18 protein-coding genes are annotated in these 22,569 nt (G+C 41.4%); 13 read left to right on the top strand and 5 right to left on the bottom strand.

What is annotated here, in order from left to right; all coding sequences use genetic code 11:
• Positions 1-2 precede the first annotated feature (2 nt).
• The 3 genes from HDF25_RS20385 to HDF25_RS20375 form a co-directional block, all read right to left on the bottom strand.
• Entirely contained in the window at positions 3-680 is a 678-nt protein-coding gene (locus tag HDF25_RS20385; protein WP_184628207.1) for a type 1 glutamine amidotransferase domain-containing protein, read from the bottom strand.
• A 10-nt stretch (positions 681-690) separates the two neighbouring features.
• Positions 691-1,686: an NADP-dependent oxidoreductase gene (locus tag HDF25_RS20380; protein WP_184628205.1), complete on the bottom strand. Its 996-nt coding sequence runs from the start codon at positions 1,684-1,686 to the stop codon at positions 691-693.
• A gap of 63 nt (positions 1,687-1,749) precedes the next feature.
• Positions 1,750-2,187, bottom strand: a complete 438-nt coding sequence (locus HDF25_RS20375) for a MarR family winged helix-turn-helix transcriptional regulator (RefSeq protein ID WP_184628203.1) — start codon at positions 2,185-2,187, stop codon at positions 1,750-1,752.
• A 118-nt stretch (positions 2,188-2,305) separates the two neighbouring features.
• Between HDF25_RS20375 and HDF25_RS20370 the strand changes: the two genes are divergently transcribed.
• Entirely contained in the window at positions 2,306-2,842 is a 537-nt protein-coding gene (locus HDF25_RS20370) for a hypothetical protein (protein WP_184628200.1), read from the top strand.
• Here the strand turns inward: HDF25_RS20370 and HDF25_RS20365 are convergent, their stop codons facing one another.
• The gene (locus tag HDF25_RS20365; RefSeq protein WP_184628198.1) at positions 2,843-3,292 is read right to left on the bottom strand and encodes a DUF2059 domain-containing protein; all 450 of its coding nucleotides are present in this window, start codon (positions 3,290-3,292) and stop codon (positions 2,843-2,845) included. It abuts the gene before it with no gap.
• Positions 3,293-3,325: 33 nt separating this feature from the next.
• On the opposite strand from HDF25_RS20365, the gene HDF25_RS20360 reads away from it, so the two are divergent.
• From HDF25_RS20360 to HDF25_RS20315, 10 genes are all read left to right on the top strand, one after another.
• A complete protein-coding gene (locus HDF25_RS20360) occupies positions 3,326-4,423 on the top strand; it encodes a winged helix DNA-binding domain-containing protein (protein ID WP_184628196.1) in 1,098 nt (365 codons plus the stop codon).
• A gap of 194 nt (positions 4,424-4,617) precedes the next feature.
• Positions 4,618-5,889 (top strand): Gfo/Idh/MocA family oxidoreductase, encoded by a 1,272-nt coding sequence (locus HDF25_RS20355; protein WP_184628194.1) that lies wholly within the window; start codon positions 4,618-4,620, stop codon positions 5,887-5,889.
• 36 nt (positions 5,890-5,925) lie between these two features.
• A complete protein-coding gene (locus HDF25_RS20350; RefSeq protein WP_184628192.1) occupies positions 5,926-9,345 on the top strand; it encodes a DUF1080 domain-containing protein in 3,420 nt (1,139 codons plus the stop codon).
• A 27-nt stretch (positions 9,346-9,372) separates the two neighbouring features.
• Entirely contained in the window at positions 9,373-10,830 is a 1,458-nt protein-coding gene (locus HDF25_RS20345) for a Gfo/Idh/MocA family protein (protein WP_184628190.1), read from the top strand.
• A gap of 12 nt (positions 10,831-10,842) precedes the next feature.
• On the top strand, positions 10,843-11,928 hold the full coding sequence (locus HDF25_RS20340) for a Gfo/Idh/MocA family oxidoreductase (RefSeq protein WP_184628188.1): 1,086 nt from the start codon (positions 10,843-10,845) through the stop codon (positions 11,926-11,928).
• A gap of 91 nt (positions 11,929-12,019) precedes the next feature.
• A complete protein-coding gene (locus HDF25_RS20335; RefSeq protein WP_184628186.1) occupies positions 12,020-12,940 on the top strand; it encodes a response regulator transcription factor in 921 nt (306 codons plus the stop codon).
• A gap of 247 nt (positions 12,941-13,187) precedes the next feature.
• A complete protein-coding gene (locus HDF25_RS20330) occupies positions 13,188-13,382 on the top strand; it encodes a hypothetical protein (protein WP_184628184.1) in 195 nt (64 codons plus the stop codon).
• A 65-nt stretch (positions 13,383-13,447) separates the two neighbouring features.
• On the top strand, positions 13,448-14,224 hold the full coding sequence (locus HDF25_RS20325) for an isocitrate lyase/phosphoenolpyruvate mutase family protein (protein WP_221450977.1): 777 nt from the start codon (positions 13,448-13,450) through the stop codon (positions 14,222-14,224).
• Entirely contained in the window at positions 14,224-16,542 is a 2,319-nt protein-coding gene (locus HDF25_RS20320; RefSeq protein ID WP_184628182.1) for a glycoside hydrolase, read from the top strand. The genes HDF25_RS20325 and HDF25_RS20320 overlap by 1 nt, the downstream gene beginning before the upstream one ends.
• Before the next feature lie 61 nt (positions 16,543-16,603).
• The gene (locus tag HDF25_RS20315; RefSeq protein ID WP_184628180.1) at positions 16,604-17,941 is read left to right on the top strand and encodes an alpha-L-fucosidase; all 1,338 of its coding nucleotides are present in this window, start codon (positions 16,604-16,606) and stop codon (positions 17,939-17,941) included.
• On the opposite strand, the gene HDF25_RS20310 is transcribed toward HDF25_RS20315, so the two are convergent.
• Positions 17,942-18,805 (bottom strand): AraC family transcriptional regulator, encoded by an 864-nt coding sequence (locus HDF25_RS20310; RefSeq protein ID WP_184628178.1) that lies wholly within the window; start codon positions 18,803-18,805, stop codon positions 17,942-17,944.
• A gap of 164 nt (positions 18,806-18,969) precedes the next feature.
• Between HDF25_RS20310 and HDF25_RS20305 the strand changes: the two genes are divergently transcribed.
• Positions 18,970-19,656 carry an RraA family protein gene (locus HDF25_RS20305; RefSeq protein WP_184628176.1) on the top strand — a complete coding sequence of 229 codons (687 nt, stop codon included), beginning with the start codon at positions 18,970-18,972 and terminating at the stop codon, positions 19,654-19,656.
• A gap of 9 nt (positions 19,657-19,665) precedes the next feature.
• Positions 19,666-22,569, top strand: coding sequence for a glycoside hydrolase family 2 protein (locus tag HDF25_RS20300; protein ID WP_184628174.1), 2,904 nt, complete (start codon positions 19,666-19,668; stop codon positions 22,567-22,569).

The raw sequence follows: 22,569 nt of genomic DNA, 5'->3' as shown, positions 1-22,569 counted from the left end.
TGTTATTTAAGTGCTTTTAATAATTCATGGGCAACTCCTTCAGAAGAACCCGGGTTCTGTCCGGTGATTAATAAACCGTCTTTTTTTACGTACGGGCCCCAATCTGCACCTTTGCTGTAAATACCACCCAGTCTCTTCAACTCGTCTTCGAGTAAAAACGGAACTACGTTTGTCAGCTGAACAGCTTCTTCTTCAGAATTTGAAAAGCCGGTAACCTGTTTACCTTTTACTAAAGGATCACCATTCTGAGTTTTAACTTTTACCAGCGCAGCAGGGGCGTGGCATACCAGTGCAATTGGTTTCTGCTGCTGATTAAAGGTTTCAATCAACTGGATGGAAGTAGTGTCATTAGCCAGGTCCCACATTGGTCCATGGCCACCCGGATAAAATACAGCATCATAATCAGCTGCGTTGATTTCACTCAGTTTTGTCGTATTGGCCAGTTTCTTTTGCAAAGCAGCATCCTTGTCAAAACGATGGGTTGCTTCAGTCTGGAAATCCGGTAATTCACTTTTAGGATCAATAGGGGGCTGTCCACCTAATGGAGATGCCAGGGTGATATCAGCTCCTGCATCAGCTAATACATAATAAGGCGCTGCAAATTCTTCAACCCAAAAACCGGTTTTTTCACCTGTGTTTCCTAACTCACTGTGTGAGGTTAATACAATTAATACTTTCATTTTTTTAGTTTTAAATTTTTACAATCATTTTGCCTTCGTTTTTACCTTCAAAAAGGTCAAGAAATGCAGCTGGAATATTTTTAAACCCATTGACAATGGTTTCTGTATAGTGTAACTTTTCTTCTTTTACCCATTTGGCCAGTTGGTCAATAGCCTGCGGAGCCTTGTCTGCAAATTGTCCTACAATAAAGCCCTGCATCAATACACTTTTAGTCACCAGGATGGTTTGTAACCGGGGGCCTGTCTGTACTTCGGTTGTATTATAAGTAGAAATCGATCCACATACAGGAACGCGCGCAAATCTGTTCAGATTGGCCATGACAGCATCAGAAATTTCGCCTCCGACATTGTCAAAATAAATATCAACTCCATCGGGACAGGCCGTTGCAATAGCTTCATCCATCTGTTTAGTCGTCTTGTAGTTGATCGCTTCATCAAATCCAAAACGTGTCTTTAGTAAAGTCGTTTTTTCATCGGATCCGGCAATTCCTACAACACGGCAACCCAGTATTTTACCAATCTGACCGACAATACTTCCAACGGCACCCGCAGCACCGGATATAACCAGTGTTTCGCCTGCTTTAGGTTTACCAATCTCTATCAGGCCCAGATAAGCAGTTAACCCGGTCATTCCCAGGACACCCAGAAAGGCACTCAGGGGAGCGATAGCCTGGTCTACTTTAGAAAGGCCTTTTCCATTGGAAACCTGATATTCTTTCCATTGTAAATTACCGGAAACAAAATCTCCCTTGCTGAATCCTGGGATGTCAGAGGTAACCACTTCAGCAATTATACCGGATTGTACAGGCTGATGTAACTGGAAAGGAGGGATGTATGATTTTGCATCATTCATTCTTCCTCTCAGGTAAGGATCAACCGAGACATATAATGTTTTTAACAGGATTTCATGTTGACCTGCCTCCGGCATAGGTTCGGCAATGAATTTAAAATTACTGAGCTGCGGTTTTCCGACAGGTCTGTTATCCAGTGTGATGATATTGTTCATTTGAGGATTGGTTTTGATATTCCCTGGATTTATCATCCATGGAATATAATTAGGTAAATTTTTTTACTTCCTTATTTTCTCTAAAAGATCATTTAATAAATCTGCTTCATTTTCGGTCATAGCCACAGCCATCTGATTGAGGATTGTCCTGCCCTGTATTCTTAGCTTCTCTCCCTCAGCAGTCAGCTTAATATAAACAACACGCTGATCAGAAAGGTTTCGTTCTTTTTTGACTAAACCCTTTTCCATCAGTTTATTTAACAGGCGGGATACGTTTGGCATGCGGTCAATTAGACGTTCCTTGATCAGGTTAACCGTAGCTGTGTTTTCGGGTTGGCCATTCAGGATACTTAAGACATTGAATTGCTGCAATGACAGGTTTGTTGGTTTCAGAGAGACAGCGATTCTGTTTAAAAGCCAGTTTGCAGTAAAAATGATGCTGGTTGCTGCACGCTGTTGAGGTGTGAAAAACTGGTGTTTTAATTCATCTTCTATCTTCATGAAACAAATATATATACCATGGATGATAATTTTTCCGGAGTTCTGGTTTTTGACATTTTATTGATGTTTGGACAGCAGCAATTCAGTATTTTTAATTCCCAAATTAAGGGCTGAAATAATGCGGCAGAATGATTTTAATCTGGATTATGATGGAAATAATGTCAGCATCACCATCAAAAGTAAAGTGAGTATGGTCTGCCGGATTTTTCTGATCGGTTGTATGCTGGTTTTATCGGGGATGGTGATCACTGCAGCAATTTTAGAAATGCCTGCGGTGACTTTTGGTGCTTTAATATTTTTGTTGTTCCTGTTGAGATATGCACTTTGGAGATTATACGGGAAGGAATGCCTGACAATTAACAAGAGAATGATTACCTATAGTCACAGCTGTCTTTATTTTAAAACACAGTTGGTGACCAGGAGAATTGGCAAAAGACTGAGAGTTATACCCTATGAGTTGTACGGACAAAGTAAACCCAAAATGGTGAGTGTCATATTTGAAGCCTGTAATGTCAATGATATCCCCGAAAATATTTATGAATTTTCTCTGCCTGTCCGGGCTGAACAAGCAGAGATGATTAGTTATACTTTAAGTCTTTTATACCTAAATAAACTTAGCTTTGATTTCAGCAGGATGAAGATCTGTATGAATTGATCAGTATCCCTCTTCTGTTAATTTCTTAGCGAATTCCTCGCCGAGTTTTTTCCCCCATTCCATTCCGGCCTGCATAGATTCCTGCGCGATAAAAGGAGTTTTTTCGGCCAGTTTTTTTCCAGTCGGACTCTGATAAAATACAATTATACTTTTGAGGTCATCCAGCGAAAGGTGTTTCTGATAAATTGGTAAAAGTATATCCAGCAGGTCTTCGGAGGCAGACTTCGTAAATGTTTTTCTGAACTCTTCCCAGACCTCTTCTTTAACTTCTGGTTTTTGTGCTTTGAATGCCGTCACCATTTGGTTAATCAAGGCACTATAAGTAGCTGCCGACCCATTTGCAGCCATCATCTTCTTTAGCGTTTCTCTGTAAGCTGTATTGTCCTGGCTGAATGCCAAAACAGAAGTGAATAACATCAGGGAGAGCAGAATAGTTAGTTTTTTTATCATATTTATGAGTTATATTTCGCTAATATAAATATTATGTCCGGAGAATTACCCGCATTGACGAGTTTGAACATTGCTACGTGGCGCCTGGTTTGCCAGCAGCTCGAAGGAACAGCATTTTTTAATGCTGAAGAATTGGTTGAGTGGATGGGGTGTATTCAGGCGCAGGATTATGCAGCTGCCAAATGGGCCATTGGTAACAGGATAACAGATAGTACTGATGCTGCTATTGAAAAGGACTTTAATGCAGGTAAAATTTTAAGGACACATGTCCTACGGCCTACCTGGCATTTTGTTTCCCCGGTGGATATCCGATGGATGCTTCAGCTAACTGCTCCGGGAATAAAAGCACTGAACAGGCCATATCAACGTAAGCTGGAAATAGATGCTGAGGTAACCAGGATTTCTCAAAAGCTGTTGATTAAAGCATTAAGTGATGGCAACCAACTTACCCGAACTGAAATTTCAGCGGTATTTAAAGATGGGAATATTAATACGGATGACATCCGCATGAGTCTTTTACTCATGGATGCAGAGCTGGACGGATTGATTTGCAGTGGTGGCAGAAAAGGGAAACAGTTCACTTATGCACTACTGGAAGAACGTGTTCCATTGTCTTCGGTGCTGGACAGAGACGAGGCTCTTGCTGAACTGGCTAAACGATATTTTATAAGTCGGGGACCTGCAACCCTGGCTGATTTCTGCTGGTGGAGCGGCTTGAATAAAGCGGATGCAAAAAGAAGTGTTGAAATCAATAAAAACGTGCTGGTACAGGAAAAATTTAATGATCAGATTTACTGGTTCTCGTCTGCCGACCTTAGGGCAGGTTGTAGAGGAAAGGTATATCTGTTACCTGCATTTGATGAACTCGGTATTGCCTATAAGGATCGTAAAGAACTTGTCAATCACCACCTGATTAACCAGCAGGGGAATGGTATTTTCAGCCCACTTATCATTACTGACGGACAGATATCGGGTACCTGGAAACGGAATCTGGTCAAAAACAAAGTTCAGGTTGAAATCAGGTTACTTCGCCGGCTGGATAAAATTTCTAAACAGTTGCTGCTGGTACAACTTAAAAAGTATAGTGATTTCTTAGGTATGGAACTGGAATTACCCGGTCCGGATATCTGAATCAATACCCTTGATACATATTTTATGTTTTTTCTGTACGACGTTTAACTTTATGTTAATGTTACATTGATGTGTCCGTAATAATATTATATTTGGTTAGCATAATGAGCTGTCGGGATGTGAGATAAGTGATTAAATCTGCAATAACATTTACCCTGAATAATATATATGAAACCTAACCAACTAATATATATATGCAACCTGAACAACCAAATTCAAGAAGAGACTTCATTAAAAAAGCGGGCTTGGGGCTGGCGGTATTTTCCATTGTCCCGAGGTACGTCCTTGGCGGAAACGGATTTATTGCGCCGAGTGACAAGTTAACCAAAGCTGTTATTGGTGTAGGTGGAATGGGTAGAAACCATTTTGCTTATGATGGCACCCAGGTAGTGGCTATCTGTGATGTCGATCAAAGACACCTTGCCCTGGCGCTGCCAATGCTGGACAAGGGCGTGAAAACTTTTACTGATTACCGGGAACTGATCAGGTTACCGGAAGTGGATATTGTACATATTGCAACCCCTCCGCACTGGCATGGCATCATGGCTGTCGATGCGGCCAATGCAGGTAAAGATATCTGGTGTGAAAAGCCTATGACGCATAGTATAGGTGAAGGAAAGAGGGTTATGGAAGCTGTTCAGCAGCATGGCCGTATATTCAGGCTGAATACCTGGTTCCGGTTTAAAGATGATTTTTATGGAATGGGTACTCCTGTAAAACCTATTAAGAAACTGGTCGATAGTGGGATGTTGGGCTGGCCATTAAAGGTTACAGTGAGTAAACATACTGGCTTTGACTGGAAGTTTTACTGGGTAGGGAAAGACAATCTTCCTGAAGAGAAAGTACCGGCAGAACTGGATTATGAAACCTGGCTTGGACCTGCACAATATAAACCATACAGCAGCCACCGGGTGCATCAGACTTTCCGCGGTTACTGGGACTATGATGGGGGCGGATTAAGTGATATGGGACAACATTATCTTGACCCGGTTCAATATTTTTTAGGCAAGGATGATACCAATCCGGTATCTGTTGAAATAGATGCACCGCAACAGCATCCTGATGCAGTGGGGACCTGGCGCAGAATAACTTATACCTACGCAGATGGTTGTCAGATCATTCTGGATGGAGAAGGAAAAGATAATAATGTAGCCTATATAGAAGGGCCTAAGGGGAAACTGTATCCAGGGTTCAAATCAGATATTCCAGATCTGGAACGGAAACTGGCTTCTTTTCCAGATCCTGCACCGCAGATGACTGATTTTACCCAGGCAGTTAAAACCAGACAACAGTTTGCTTTAAATGAACAAAATGGTCACCGGTCATGCAATATTATCAATATGGGACTGGTTGCTTTACGTTTAGGGCGCTCTTTGAAATTTGATCCTGTTAAACAGGTATTCATAGATGACGAAGCGGCAAACAGGTTGCTCAATCCGGTTTTGCGTGCACCCTGGACTATTTAAATTCATCATTTCTTTTCAATTTTTTTGTTTCATCTCATGATAAAAAGAATATTTTTTATACTGCTGACCGTTGTCCTGCTGCAACTTACTGTTTCGGCCCAGGAAAAGACTGACCAGCGTACAACTACGACACGTATTGCCGATTTATTAGCGCAGTTACCCGCCCGAAATGCAGGGCTGCTGAACAATAGTATGCAAGAGATCTCCAATATGGGAGAAGCTGGTTATGTCAAGATGATCGGCGGGCTGACTGCCGGGTCTAAAGATAATAATGCCTTGCTTGAATATGCTATAGGTGGTTACTCGGCTTATGTCAGTGAAAAGGGCCGGGAGGACTTAAAAAAAATGAGTATTAATGCTTATTGTAAGGCATTAAGTTCCTTATCTGACAATCAGCATAAATCATTTCTGATTAGTCAGCTGGAATTAATAGGTGATGATAGTGCAATTCCATGTCTGACTGGTTTTCTGGCAGATAACCAGTTGGCTGATCCTGCGGCGAGGGCTCTGGTGAAAATTAATACGACAGCGGCCAAAGATGCTTTGCTGACCAGTCTGCCAACAGCAAACGGGACAGCGCAGCTTGCTGTTGTCAATGCGCTTGGAGCGATCCGTTCAAAAGATGCTGTACAGGCAATTACTGTTTTAGCGGAAGGTAATAGTCCGAATCTGATTAAAATCTCTTTAAATGCACTAGCTGATATTGCTGATCCAGCTTCCGAAAAAGTAATTACCGGGGCTGCTGAAAAAAGCGGATATCAATTTGAAAATACGAATGCTACAGCTTCTGCAGTTTTATATGCTGAAAGGTTATTTAAAGATGGAAACATTGTACTTGCAGGTAAAATTGCAGAATCCCTGGTGCAGAAAACTACAGCAGATAATCAGGTACATATCCGTACAGCTGCACTGAAAATTTTGGCAGACAGCCGTAAAGATGAAAGTACGGCTATTTTAATGGAAGCTGTTAATAGTAAAAATAGCCAGTACCGTGCAGCAGCCTTAAAATTTGCTGCTCCCGGTTTGAATACTGCAAATACAGATTTGTGGGTAAATAAAATGGAGAAATCCGATCCGGTAACCAGTACAGAAATAGTTGGTATGCTTGGCGCTAACAAAGCAAAAGATGCATTACCAGCCATACTGAAGCTGTTAACCAGTAAAGATCAGTCACTGAAGTTTGCGGCAATTAACGCAGCTGCGGATATAGGTCAGGATAAAGTACTTGACGATTTATTAAGCATAATGGGCAAAGGGGATGCGGCAACGGTTAATGAAGTTGCCGGGGCTATTCATAGAATGAAGGGAACGGCTATCCCGGCCGGGATAGCGTCTTTTATACCTAAAGCAAATCCGGCTGTTCAGGTTGCTTTAATTAATTTACTGGCTTCCAGGGCTGCGAATAGTCAGTTAAACGTTGTTTATGATTTGCTGAAAAGTAAAAATCAGGAGGTCAGGAGCACAGCTTTCGGTGCTTTGAAATATATGGTGACTGCTGATAATCTGCCCAGGCTATTTACTTTGCTGAACGAAACTGCTGATCCGGCCGCTTTGATAAATTTGCAGGAGGCTGTTATCGCAGCGCAACGTGGAACAACATCGAGAGAACAGCAGATTGCTTTAGTGCTTCAACAGATGAATGCAGCAGCTGCAGATAAGAAATGGCTCTTTTATAAGATTCTGGCTAATCTGGGTGGAAAGGAATCACTGGAAGCGGTTCAACAGGCTTTTAATTCTGGTAATGAGCAAAATAAAAAGGCAGCGCTTGATGCTTTAACCTCCTGGACTGATACCGGGGCCGCCGGTCAGTTGATCCGTGTGGCCAGAGAAACCAGTAACAGTGATTACCAGAATGAGGCTTTGATCGGCTATCTGGGGTTGATCAGGAAAGCAGATTATCCTGCGGAGCAACGTGTATTGTTATTGAGAGAAGCCATGGCACAGGCTAAAACAACCGGACAAAAACAACAGATTTTAAAAGAACTGGAAAAAGCTAAAACCTTTAATTCTTTTGTTTTTGCTGGTAAATATCTGGACGATGCAGATTTACAGGCTGATGCGGCTAATACTGTCATGAACATTGTTCTGGCAGATAAGTCTTATCAGGGTAGTTTAGTCAGAGAGTTGCTGACCAAAACAATGAATGCTTTGAAGGGCAATGATAGTGAATATCAGAAACAGGCTATCCGGAAGTATTTGGCAGAAATGCCTCAGGGTGAAGGTTTCGTCGCCATGTTTAACGGAAAGGATCTGACTGGCTGGCAGGGATTGGTGGAAGATCCGATCAAAAGAGCTAAGATGGACCCAAAAGAATTAGCAGCAGCACAACAGAAAGCGAACCTCGAAATGCTGGACAGCTGGAAGGTTGTGAACGGAGAATTACTGTTTCAGAGTCATGGTAATAACCTGGCGACAATCAAAAAATATGGTGATTTTGAAATGCTGGTAGACTGGAAAATTATCGATGATCACCAGCAAAAAGGTGATGCTGGTATTTATCTCAGAGGTTCTCCGCAGGTACAGATCTGGGATACAGCCCGTATTAAGGATGGTGCGCAGGTTGGTTCGGGAGGTTTGTATAATAATCAGGTTAACGAAAGTAAACCCCTGAAAGTAGCTGATAATAAGCTGGATGAATGGAATACTTTCAGGATTTTAATGAAAGGTGACCGGGTGACGGTTTACCTGAACGGAGAGTTGGTTACAGATAATGTAATCCTGGAAAATTATTGGGACAGGAATCTGCCTATTTTCAGCCAGGAGCAGATTGAGTTGCAGGCACATGGTTCTCCGGTTGCTTATCGGGATATTTATATCAGGGAGATTCCACAGGTAAAACCTTATGAAGTCAGTGCAGCTGAAAAGAAGGAGGGGTTTAAGGCGCTGTTTGATGGAACTAATATGCATAACTGGACAGGTAATACGACTGATTATGTGATTGAAAACGGAAATCTGGTCATCCGTCCGAAACCGGGTAAAGGTTCGGGGGGTAATCTGTTTACGAAAGAGGAGTACAGTAATTTTATATTCCGTTTCGAGTTCAAGCTCACTCCAGGGGCAAATAATGGCCTGGGTATCAGGGCACCATTGGCAGGTGACGCGGCTTATGAGGGGATGGAACTGCAAATTCTGGATAATGAAGCACCTATTTACAAAGACTTACATGTCTATCAGTATCATGGATCTATTTATGGGACGATACCGGCAAAAAGAGGTTTCCTGAAACCTGTTGGCGAGTGGAATTACGAGGAGGTAGTGGTTAAAGGACCTAAAATCAAAGTCATTTTAAATGGTACGGTGATTCTGGATGCTGATATTACTGAAGCGAGAAAAAATGGTACCCCGGATGGACAGCAACATCCCGGTTTGAAACGGGATAGTGGTCATATTGGGTTCCTTGGCCATGGTTCATTGGTAGAGTTCAAAAATATAAGGATCAAAGATTTAGGTAAATAATTAATCGTGTTTGTAAAGAATAAATTTATGACTGAGGAAAAAAAAGATTCGGCTGCGGGAAATTCAAGAAGAGACTTTATCAAAACTTCTGCGATTGCTGCCGCAGCATTTATGATTGTACCAAGACACGTTTTAGGTGGAAATGGATTCCTGGCACCCAGTGACAGGCTGATGGTAGCAGGAGTAGGTGTGGGTGGAAAAGGAGAAAGTAATCTGAGTAATATCTATAAGGGTGGGAAAGCGGACATTGCTTTTCTCTGTGATGTGGATGACAGGAGGGCAGCGGCTTCGGTGAAGAGCTTCCCGAAGGCAAAATATTATAAGGATTACCGGGAGATGCTGGATAAAGAGGGGAAAAATATTGATGGAGTCGTGGTTTCAACGCCAGACCATAATCATGCGATGATCGCTATGGCTGCTATGCAACTGGGTAAACACGTTTATGTAGAGAAACCATTGGCGCATGATATTTACGAAGCAAGAAAGCTGACCGAAGCGGCCAGCCGTTACCGGGTGGTCACACAGATGGGTAACCAGGGAGCATCAGGTGATGGGGTGAGACAATTACAGGAATGGTGTGACGATGGGGTAATTGGTAAAGTTCATACTGTTTATTGCTGGACAGATCGTCCGATCTGGCCGCAGGGAATCCCCTGGCCCTCTACTGGTGGCATCGTTCCGAAAGAACTGAACTGGGATCTCTGGTTGGGAAGTGCACCGAATAAACCTTATATAGAGAAATTGGTTCCCTTTAACTGGAGGGGCTGGTGGGACTTTGGAACAGGCGCTATAGGTGATATGGGCTGTCATTTGGTTGAGCCTCCATTCAGGGTACTGGAATTAAGTACACCAATGGATGTACAGTGTAGCGTGGGGAGTATATATGTAGATGAATTTAAGCGTGGGTACTTTCCGGAAAGCTGTCCTCCTTCAAGTCATGTGATCATGACTTTTGAGAAAACCAGAAAGACAAAAGGTGATTTACAGATACACTGGATGGATGGAGGAATTAAACCTGCCCGTCCTGAAGAGCTGGGTGCCAATGAAAGTTTTGGAACAAACGGGGTATTGTTTGAAGGTACTAAAGGCAAAATGATGTGTGATGTCTATGGTTCAAACCCAAGGCTTTTACCTTTATCAAGAAATAGTGAAGTACATACTAAACAGAAGATAGAAAGAGTACCTGGTGGAGTGGACGGGCATTACTGGCAATGGGTGGAAGCAGCTATTGCGGGTTATGGCAAGATCAGGTTAAGTTCTCCGTTTGATATTGCCGGGCCGCTGACCGAAACGCTGCTGATTGCGAATCTGGCTATCAGGGGTACAGAGGTGCAGAAAGCCAAAGCAGGAGGAAGTGGATTTGATTATCCGGGAAGAGATATTAAATTGCTTTGGGATAAACAGAACTTAAGGGTGACCAATTTTGACGAGGTCAATCAGTTTATCAAAAGAGAATATCGTCAGGGATGGAGTTTAGGTGTATAATCTGATTATAAAATGTCTTTGGAAAATAAGAAAATAAGAGTTCTCGTAGTAGGCTGCGGTAACATGGGGCGTTCCCATGCTACCGCTTACCATACGCTGGATGGATTTGAATTATGCGGGCTGGTTTCGAGGGGAAACAGCAAAATAGCTTTAAATGAAAAGTTGGGCGGTGGTTATCCATTGTTCGATGATTTTGAAGAAGCCCTGAAAATAACCGGGCCGGATGCAGTATGTATCTCTACTTACCCTGATACTCATGAAGCTTTTGCAATCAGTGCGATGGAAAGTGGATGTCATGTATTTCTTGAAAAACCAATTGCTGATTCAGTGGAAGCAGCAAAAAGGGTAGCGGAAGTTGCTGCAAAAACTAAACGAAAGTTGTTGGTAGGTTACATTTTAAGATACCATCCTTCCTGGCAGCAATTCATAAAGCTTTCGGCAGAAATGGGAAAACCGTTGGTGATGCGGATGAATTTAAATCAGCAGAGTCAGGGAGAGAAATGGACAGTACACCGTAACCTGATGAAAAGCCTGAGCCCCATCGTGGATTGTGGTGTTCATTATATTGACGTGATGTGTCAGATGACGCGTGCTAAACCAGTTCAGGTAAGTGCTATCGGCGCCAGACTCACTGAGGATATTCCTGAAGGCAGTTATAATTACGGGCAGTTGCAGATCCGTTTTGATGATGGATCTGTTGGCTGGTATGAAGCCGGATGGGGACCTATGATAAGTGAAACGGCCTTTTTTGTGAAAGATGTGATCGGGCCCCGGGGCGCAGTGTCTATTATAGCCAGAGATGCTGGGACTGCCGGTAAATCTGCTTCTATTGATGCACATACAAAAACGGAATCAATTAAAGTACATTATGCTGAACTGGATACGGATGATCGTTTTGCCAGGGAGGACAGGTGGGTTGATCTGACCGATGAGCCAGATCATCAGGAACTCTGTAACAGGGAACAGCTTTATTTTTTGAGGGCAGTTCTGGAAGATATAGATCTGACGGAACCTACAAATGATGCGATCAGTAGTCTGACTATTGCATTCGCTTGTGATGAATCGGTAAGAACAGGACAGATCGTTAAATTTTCTTAGCAGTACAGGACAGAGATTGAAGGAATTATTCGTTTAAAAACGCTTTATTTGTGCTTTGATTTTGTTTTAATCACATTAATCTTTTCCTCATATGCTTGTCTTCGGTACAGAAATGGAGCTGATAACCTTCATTTTTGTGTTATTCGAAAGTCTGATATTTTTTTTTCAGTTTATCTATTACCTATCGCGGCCACAGGATAAGAAGAGGTTATTATATCTGATTCTCTTGCTGCTCTTATTGTTTTATAATGTCGGAGCAAATCTTTTACCGGATCCAAATATTCCACTGCCGATTATTCTTCAGAATATTATAGCCTATAGTAGTGGTTTTGTCATGGCTGCTTATATCCCCTATTATTTTTATAAGGCATATGATTTGCAAAAACTTCGTTTTCAGGCGAAATATGGAATATTTCTATTCATAGTGTTGCCATTTATAATCTTTTTTGTGATTGGTTATACGCTGGATGGAAATTTAATACATGCGCGTGATCGCGGGTTATTTATTCCGATGCTGTATGGTGGTTATTTTGTTTATGTGATTTTTAAAGAGGTCTATAAGAAACTTCGGGAAAATGTAAACAATGAGAATATTATCAATGCAGTTATTGTCTGCTGCGCTGTTTTACCCTGGTCTATGGTACCGGTAGTTGTTTACCTGGACAGTAGTCAGCTGGTAGAAGTTTTGGTTTGTAATACTGGTTTTTGTATTATGACTATCATCTTTATCAGGCAGTCAATTAAAGACTCTAAGGCAGAGTATAAACTGCTGCTGGAGATGAATAAGGGACAACTGTTACAGGAGGAAAGATATGATCTGAACTGCAAACGGTATAATTTAACGGTACGTGAAACTGGTATCGTGAAATTGATAGATAAAGGACTTAAGTATAAATCTATCGCTGAAGAATTGTTTATTTCTGAAAGAACGGTCTCCAAACATGTACAGAATATCTTTATTAAAGTTGGGGTCTCCAATAAAGTTGAGTTGATCAATAAGCTTAGCGAATAATATCCGTATTCTGTTTAAATGGGCTCTATCCCTAAAATACGTGGTTTCACGTATAAGATTTACTTGTTTTTACGTATTGGGTTTTCCAGGTGATGTGACGAGTTTTGTGAACAGGTGTTTAACCCTTCGGGTGTGTTTTGAAATACAGTATTTGAAGTATAGCTCATGGGAGTGCTGTATTTCAAATTACTGTATTTTTTTACTATTCGCAATAAGAAAATGAATTTAGTATTGGAAAGAGATTAATATGACTGATACCTATCCGGGATTTGATTATCCTGTCCAGCTGTTACGCAAGTTTATTTGTGCCGTTGATATCTTTACAGTTTTGTTGAAAGACGGTGGGATCATTCATCACAGGGCCCCGGATCCTGGCCACTTCAGAAAATGGCTGTTAAAGCACGGTATTGAAGATATCAAATTAGACGATGCTATCTTTTAGATCCTATTCCTGTCATAAAAAAAATAGTTGTCAGTTTTTTGGTTGTCAAGAGGTATTTTTAGATTATGATGACATCATTTGAAAAATTTAGAGATCTCCATAATCAGGAGAATTTGCTTTTAATCGGTAATGTATGGAATGTACAGAGTGCTTTAGTTTATGAACGGGCAGGATTTGAAGCAGTTGCGACTTCGAGTTCAGCAGTCGCACAAAGTTTAGGTTATGAAGATGGTGAGGATATGCCTTTCAATGATTATCTGTTTATAATAGAGAGGATAGTTAAATCTGTTAAGCTACCTGTATCTGTAGATCTGGAAGCTGGTTACGGAGATACTCCGGAAAAAGTTGTTTCCAATATCTTAAAGCTGGTTGATTTAGGGGTCGCAGGAATTAATATCGAAGATTCGCTGGTCAGGGATAACAAACGGACGATTCAGGATGCGGCCGGATTTACAGCAAAACTAAAAGCTATCAAGGATGCATTAAAAGCCAGAAATGCAGAGATTTTTATCAATGTACGTTGTGATACGTATATTCTGGATTTACCAGATGCACATACTGAAGCTAAAAGGAGAATCAAACTGTATGAAACTGCCGATATTGACGGCTTGTTTTTACCTTTTATTATCCGGGAACAGGAGATCAGTGAAATCGCTGGCCTGACTCGTCTTCCGGTCCATGTGATGTGTATGCCGAAACTTCCTGGTTTTGAAAAATTACAAAGTCTTGGGGTAAAACGGGTTAGTATGGGAGGTTACGTTTATCGGAATGTTTACAAGCAGTTGGAAGTCGTGACCAAAGAGATTATTGATAGTCAAAGTTTTGATATCTTGTTTAATTAATGAAACTGCTGAAATATTTTTTATTATTTATCCTTTTTCTGGCTTTTAGTCTGGGTAAGGCTCAAAATAAACAACTCATAAGATTATCTGACGGTAAACTTAAGGTGGACGTTAATCCGGAAACCTTCTCCCTGACAGCTATTGATGAAAAGGGTAAAATCTACGTAATTTCTGCTCCAGGCCCTAAATTGAAAGTCAGCGGCTTAAAACAGGATGCAACGCAGCTGTCCTGGGATTTTTCAAATGGACTGACTGTTTTACTCGGTTTGCACCATGGCTACCTGGATGTTAATATTAAAGCCAGCGATACAACTCATCTGATCTGGCCGCGGGTAGAAACGGCCTTTAAAGCGCTAACCATACCTTTATATCAGGGGAAATATATTCCTGCACAGGACGAAAAATGGCAGGCTCATTTTGCTAAAAACAGCACGATTTCTGGTTCTCAGGATTTGTCTATGCAATTCTTTGCGACAAATTTTGAAGACAAGGCCCTGGTCTATGTCATCAGAAATATGTTTAATAATGAACTTGAATTCTATACGCATGCAGGGAGACTGGCTTTGCAGTTTAAACATGAGTTCCCACTTACAGTAAAGGATAAACAATATGGATTCAGGGTCTATCTGGTTCATAATGACCCGGTATCTATCGCGAAAACGTATAAAACTTATGTAACTGAAAATAATCCGGTAATCACGCTGGAAGAGAAAGCCAGGGACAATGCAAATATCAGAAAGTTATATGGTGCGCCTCATATTTATATCTGGAACAATGAATTTATTGTAGCTGAGGATATCAGGAACTGGAAACAGCTGAAGCTCAAAATCATTCATGATCTGGCTGCCGTCCCCATGAATCCGACAAAATGGATTTTTAAGTTGTTTGGGGAAAATGGAGCAGAAGCTGGTCAGGAATTTCTGGCTGCGCTGGATGAGTTTAAAAAGGACGAATATATTAGCAAGTATCAAAAGGGACTTTTATCCAGAGCATTAAATGAGGCTTTGAAAAGAAAGGACTTTTATAATGTCGCCAGTTGGAAAGACATTGAACTGGATTCTACAACCCGGTCTTTGCTCAGTAAAGGTCAGCGGAATCCGATGGAATTATATCAATTGAACAAGGCTTTGTTATATAACGCCTATGATGGATTGCTAAAACCAGTAAAGGACTGGGGAGGGGCACCAACAACGATGATTGATGAGATGCAGCAGGCAGGTATAAAACATGCCTGGCTGGGATTAAATGATTGGGTAGCAGGTGAGATCCATCCCGAATTTGTAAAGAAGGCAGAAGAAGGCGGTTATCTGATTGGGCCTTACGATTCTTATCATAGTATGCATCAGCCTGGGCACGAAAAATGGCTGACTGCAAAATTTGAGGATACCTCTTTATATGACAATGCTTTTGTGCTGAAGAAAAATGGCCGGCCGGCTACTGGATTTTTAGGTCAGGGAAGAAAGTTAAATCCTGTTTTATCGCTACTGGCAGTGCAGCAAAGGATGGAGGGACTGATGAAAGATACAGCTCATGAATTCAATTCGTGGTTTATAGATTGTGACGGAACAGGAGAAATTCTGGACGATTATACGCCGGGAAGAATGACTGATCAGCAGCAGGACCTGGAAGCCAGACTCAAGCGGATGACCTGGATCAGGGACCAGTATCAATTGGTCATCGGAACCGAGGTAGGGAATGATTTTGCAGCTAATACGATTGCTTTCGGACATGGGATGACTACGCCTGTCATTGCCTGGGATGATGAAGATATGCGAAAAAATAAAGCCTCAGAATATTTTATCGGTGCCTATTATGCCAATGACGGTGGTATTCCCGGGAGGTATGGTTTACAGGCTCCGCTGAAAGAGGAATACCAGTATATTTATTTTGATAATCGTTTCAATTTACCCTTGTATCAACTTGTTTACAATGATGCTGTAATTACCTCTCATCACTGGGAATGGGGAAGTCTGAAGGTTCCGGGAGAGATTAAAAATACGGCACTGAAGGAGATTTTATATAATGTGCCTCCTTTATATCATCTGGATCAGGTGGCCTGGACCAAGTATAGGGAGATTATCTCAAAACAGGTTAAAATATTCGCTCAAACGCATGAAATGGCTGTGAAACTAGAAATGACCGGGTTCGGTTGGTTAACAAATGACCGGTTAGTCCAGCAGACGACCTTTGGAAAAATGCTGGAAGTGACGGCCAATTTTAATAATAGCCCATTTATTTTCAAAGGGCAGACCATTCCTGCACATTCATTACTTATTCATAATCTGCTAACAGATAAATATGAGGGGTATCAGCCTTAAGTGTTTTTTTTATGGAAAAATGCTAAGATAATCTTAAGTTTAGGGACCAAACAATAAACTAATGATCAAAAAGTTCCTTTTAAAACTAAGTTTTATAGTGTTTTTACTGGTTAATTCGGTATTCGCACAATCAAAAATCAATCCTGACTCCATAAAGACAAAAATGCAATGGTTTGCTGATGCAAAACTGGGCATATTTATCCATTGGGGAATATATTCGGTAAAGGGGATCGATGAGAGCTGGAGTTTTTACAATAAAAAGATTAGCCATTCTGATTATATGGCACAGCTAAAAGGGTTTACTGCTTCTAAGTATAATCCGGAAGAGTGGGCAGCCCTGATCAAGGAAAGCGGTGCAAAGTATGCTGTGATGACTACTAAACACCATGATGGAGTAGCACTCTGGAATACTAAACAAAAACATTATAGCATGGTGAAGAATTCACCTGCAAAACGCGATTTGCTGACTCCTTTTTATGCTGCACTGGATAAACAGGGAATCAAAAAAGGGGCCTATTTCTCTTTGATCGACTGGAGTTACCCTGACTATCCGGGTTTTACCAAGGATAGCACACGCTATAAAGTAAGTGACGATCCGGCACGCTGGCAACGTTTCCTGAGCTTTAACCAGGCACAGATAGATGAGGTTAACAAAACTTTTAAGCCTGATTTATGGTGGTTTGACGGAGACTGGGAGCATTCTGCTGAAGAATGGAAAACACCATCTATCAGACAGAATATTTTAAAGATTAAACCAGAGGCTATCCTTAACGGACGTTTACAGGGGTATGGTGATTATGATACACCTGAACAGAATTTCCCAGTGACCAGACCTAAATTTAACTGGTGGGAATTATGTATGACCATTAATAATAACTGGGGATACCAGCCGCAGGACACTGCCTGGAAAACTCCATATGAAATCATTGCGATTTTTGCTGATGCGATCAGTAATGGTGGAAACATGTTGCTGGATATCGGCCCGAAAGAAGATGGCACGATACCGGAACAGGAAGTTCATGTGTTGAAAGAACTGGGGAAATGGAATAAGAAACATGCCGAAGCGATATTCAGCACAGTAGGTGGTTTACCACAAGGTCATTTTTACGGACCTACTACTTTATCTAAAGATTCTACTGTATTGTATTTATTCCTTCCGGGAAAGGTTGCAGGAAATATCATGGTAAAAGGACTGAAAAATACAATCAAAACAATCCGTGTGGTTGGTACCTCCAGGAAACTGGAACCTAAAGTTGTTGGGAAAATATCATGGAGTCCAATACCAGGACTGGTATTTATCAATGTTCCGGAAGATGTGCAGGATGAATATATGACGGTACTTGCACTGGAATTAGATAAACCTCTTAGTCTTTACCAGGGGCAGGGCGGACTGAAATAACTATTTAAAACGGTTTCGGTAGGTACTTGGATTGCAATCCATAATCAGCCGGAAGAATTTATTGAAGTTGGTCAGGTTCTGATAACCGCATTGATAACAGATATAGGCTATAGACAGATTTTTATCCGGCAGTAGTTTGCAGGCATGTGCAATTCTCAGCTCGTTTAAAAATCTGGAAAATGGCTTCCTGGTATGTTTTTTAAAGAAACGGCAAAAGGCATTCGGGCTTAGGTTAACCAGTTGTGCCACATCTTTTAAGAAGATTTCTGAACTGAAGTTTTCCATCAGGAATACATAGAGTGTATGGATCCTTTTATTATCAATTTCATTTAAAGAGGCTTCAAAAGTATTACTGGTCAGGAATTCATATTCACAGGTATCTGTCATGATGTTGAGCATGCTGAGGAAGATAGCCGTTCTTTTTAAGCCGGTGGTGCTTCTTATCTGCTGAATCTGGTCAATCAGCAGTTCTCTGGTGTTCCCCTGAAATTTCAGGCCTCTTTTGATTTGATGAAGGAAATTCTGAAGTAGTAAAGTCGTGGGGTCATCATCGCTTAGGCTCATTAAAAAACTCACAGGAAAATAGACGACTACAGCCTTGGCTCTGAGATCTGTAGCTGACTGATGAAACACGGGATCGTTATGCCAGATATGAGGGAGGTTTGGCCCCATAAGTACTAAATCTCCTGATTTAAAATCAGCAACGCTGTCACCTACAATACGTTTTCCGTAACTTTCTTCAATCCATACGAGTTCACAGAGATCATGAAAATGCAATGGTGAATTGAGAACAGGTTTATCAACTGTTTTAACGTATATGTTCTTTTGCTGGGGAGTTGAAACTCCTATAAACTGAGGTTTCATAGTAAGATGAATCAGGTTGGCTTTATCTGGTTAATGTAACTAAATATCCTTAAAATATGATAAATAGAGTTATTTATGGTAAAAAAGTTTTAATAATAGTCAGTTAGGTTGTAGAATTTATAGGGAATAAAGCTCAATTTTGGGTTCAACCTGATCAAACCTTTATGATAGAATGGAATACTGACGAAGCGCTTTTTAAAATAATCCGGGATGAACTATATACGGCGGTAATCGGCGATATTATGGATAAAATGGGGCTTTTAAACCAATTTCTTCCTCCGCAGATAAAAGCACTCACTAAGGGTATGTTTATTGCCGGAAGAGCGATGACCGTATTATGTACCGATATTCTGGAAGGAGCTGTTAACCAGAATAAGATCCTGGGCAAACCCTTCGGCCTGATGCTGGAAGCATTGGATAACCTGAAGCAGCATGAAGTTTATGTATGCAGCGGGGCATCACCCGAATATGCACTCTGGGGAGAGTTAATGAGTACCAGAGCAATGAAACTGGGGGCTGCCGGTGCAGTGGTTAATGGATATTCCAGGGATACCAAAGGTATTCTGGAACTTGGTTTTCCTACTTTTTCATGGGGTGGATATGCTCAGGATCAGGCACCCAGGGGTAAGGTTATAGATTATAGAGTGCCGATTGAAATTAAAGGGATAAGAATTAATCCGGGTGATATTGTTGTTGGAGATACAGACGGTGTTTGTATCGTACCTGCATCTGCTGAGAAAGAGATCTTTTTATTGGCTATTGAAAAAGCCAGGGGAGAAAAAGTGGTGCAGCAGAAGATTCAGGAAGGGATGAGTGCTGCGGAAGCTTTTGAAAAATATGGAATCCTGTAAAATAAAATTATGATAGTCAGAAATATATATGGTTTTTTAGTCTGTTTGCTGCTGGTTAGTATTCATGTACAGGCACAGCCTTATCATCCAGCCCGTTTATCTCCGCAGCCATCAGTGACAGGATCGGTTAAAACACCTGTAATTTTATTGGATGGAATATGGAGTTTTTCTATCAAAGGAGAAACTCAAAAAAAGGATATTAAGGTTCCTGGAGAGTGGGAAATGCAGGGATTTAAAGTCGCGGAGGGAGAAACTGCTGTTTACAGCCGCGAAATCAGTATTCCGGATGACTGGAAGGGACAAAAGATTAAAATCAGGTTTGATGGAATCAGTTCGCATGCTGTTGTCAGGCTCAACGGCGCAAAGGTGATGGAGCATGAGGGTAGTTTTGTTCCTTTTGAAGGGGATATGACTGCATTGGTTAAACCGGGTAAGAACCTGCTTACTGTTGAAGTACAGGCACTGACCATCAGTGACAAACTAGCCTGTACTTCTCAGTATGCAGCACATACTGTCGGAGGGATTTTGCGTAAGGCATCGATTTTTGTTTTACCGGATATTAACCTGTCTGACATAGCTATAACTACTGTTTTTGATAAGCAGTATAAACACGCGACACTCGGACTGAAAACGGTAGTTGTCAATGAAGGTACAGCCTCAGGTACAGCTATGATCCGTTACCGCTTAAAGGATGCAAAGGGTAAAATTGTACTGGAGAAAACGGTAAGCACTTCTGGTATCAATGCCGGAGGGACAGAACTTCTGCAAACTTCGGTGCCGGTGAAGAACCCTGAACAATGGAATACGGAAAAGCCTTATTTGTATCAGCTGGAAACGGTCTTACTACGCAAAGGGGTTGCTACTGAAAGTGTTTCGCACCGGGTAGGGTTCAGGCAGATCGAAATTAAAGGCAACCATGTTTTGGTTAATGGTTCGGCTATTAAACTACGCGGGGTAAACAGACACTCTGTACATCCATTGACAGGGAGGAGTATTCCAGCAGATCTTGAGCGAAAGGATGCAGTATTGTTCCGTGACGGAAACTGTAATTATATCCGGACTTCGCATTATCCACCTTCGGAAGAGTTTCTGGAAGCTGCTGATGAATTGGGTTTATTTGTTGAAGATGAATCTTCACTGACCTGGATAGAGCATGATGCATCACCAATATGGAAATTATGGAATTATAAGGATGAAAAATTTCTTCCATATATGATCAGTGCAAATCTAGAAAAGATGCAGGCTGGTAAAAACCATCCTTCGGTAATCATCTGGTCTTTAGGAAATGAATCGAGATGGAGCCCCTTATGGGAAAAAGTACTGGCAGTGGTTAAGGCTTTTGATCCGGGCCGGCCAACTTCGTTTCATGATCAGTGCTGGGGCGGTTATAACGATGCCGGGAGTAAAGCTGATATCGCCAATTATCATTATCCGGGAATTAATGGGCCAAAGGCTACAGATACGATGAGCAGACCCACTTTATTTGGAGAGTATGCACATATTTCTGACTATAACAGAAGAGAATTAGTCACAGATCCGGGTGTAAGGGCAGCCTATGGTGCCCCGCTGGTTAAGTTATATGATACGATGTATAATCATCAAGGCTGTCTGGGTGGAGCTATCTGGAGTGGTATAGATGATACTTTCCATATGCCCGACGGCCGGATTGTAGGTTATGGCCCATGGGGACCTGTTGATGGCTGGAGAAGACCTAAACCCGAATACTGGGGGATGAAAAAAGCTTATTCTCCGGTAGTGCTTAAAAATAAGGATAAACTCATGCTGACCGATCGGCAGCTGCGTTTAGAGATAGAGAACCGGTATGACTTTATATCATTGAAAGATATAGTCATAGATTGCAAGGTAGATGGGGTCAAACTAAAGGTCGGTACTGCTATAAATCCGCATTCCAGTGGATATCTGACTATTCCTGTCGATAAAAACAGCAGGGAGGTTGAACTGACTTTCAAAGATCCAAGAGGGTTTATTGTAGATGAAGAGCGGATCACGCTCAGAGATGCTGTGAATGCAGCGGTTAACTATCCTTCAAATCTCTCTTTTACTCAAAATGATGCTGCCTATGTTATACAGGATGGAGATATTACCTATACGCTAAGCAAGCTGACGGGAATAATTACCAGTGTGAAGAAGGGAGGGGATTTGATATTATCGCAGGGACCTGTGTTTTGTGTTGTGCCAATGAATAGTGAAGATGGAGGTAAACCTAATGTTGCAGGAGATACTTACCAGAATAATATTTATCCGCTGAAAAATTATCCGCTTTATACGTTGTTTGCTAAGGAGGTTAAAGCTGTGCAAACAGATACTGCATTGATATTTTCGGTTCAGGCTACTTATACGGATGCTGAGGGGATGATAAAATACTTCTTTCTTAAAAAGGGACTGGTGAAGGTCAATTATAGTATTCACTACAAGGGAACGGATGATAAACCAAGACAGTATGGATTATTGCTGGAACTGCCGCCAGTTTATGATTTATTAGACTGGAAACGTAAAGGAGACTTTACTGCGTATGCACCAGCAGATATTGCGAGAACTGAAGGGCAGGCCAGATTGAATGCACGATGGTTACCGGCAGTAGAGGAGATCGGTAAAGAACCATCAAAGGATTGGAAAGATGATGCCAATGCATTAGGTTCAAATGATTTCCGGTCTACTAAAGAACAGATCTTTAGTGTAGCTTTAACTACTGGGAACGGTTCAGGAATAGAGGTTTTATCGGATGGTAAACAGGCTTCCAGAAGCTGGCTGCAGGATCAGCATATTCAGTTATTGATTGCTGATTATAACAATTCGGGTTCCGAACCATTTTATGGTACACCATTTACTGAAAACAGGATCAATATTAAAAACAAAGAACTGAAGGGAAGTTTAAGCTTCAGGATTAAATAA

Origin of the sequence: Pedobacter cryoconitis (assembly GCF_014207135.1) — a bacterium.
In the GTDB taxonomy this organism is placed as follows: Bacteria; Bacteroidota; Bacteroidia; order Sphingobacteriales; family Sphingobacteriaceae; genus Pedobacter; species Pedobacter cryoconitis_D.
This window is presented reverse-complemented; position numbering and strand designations above follow the sequence as displayed.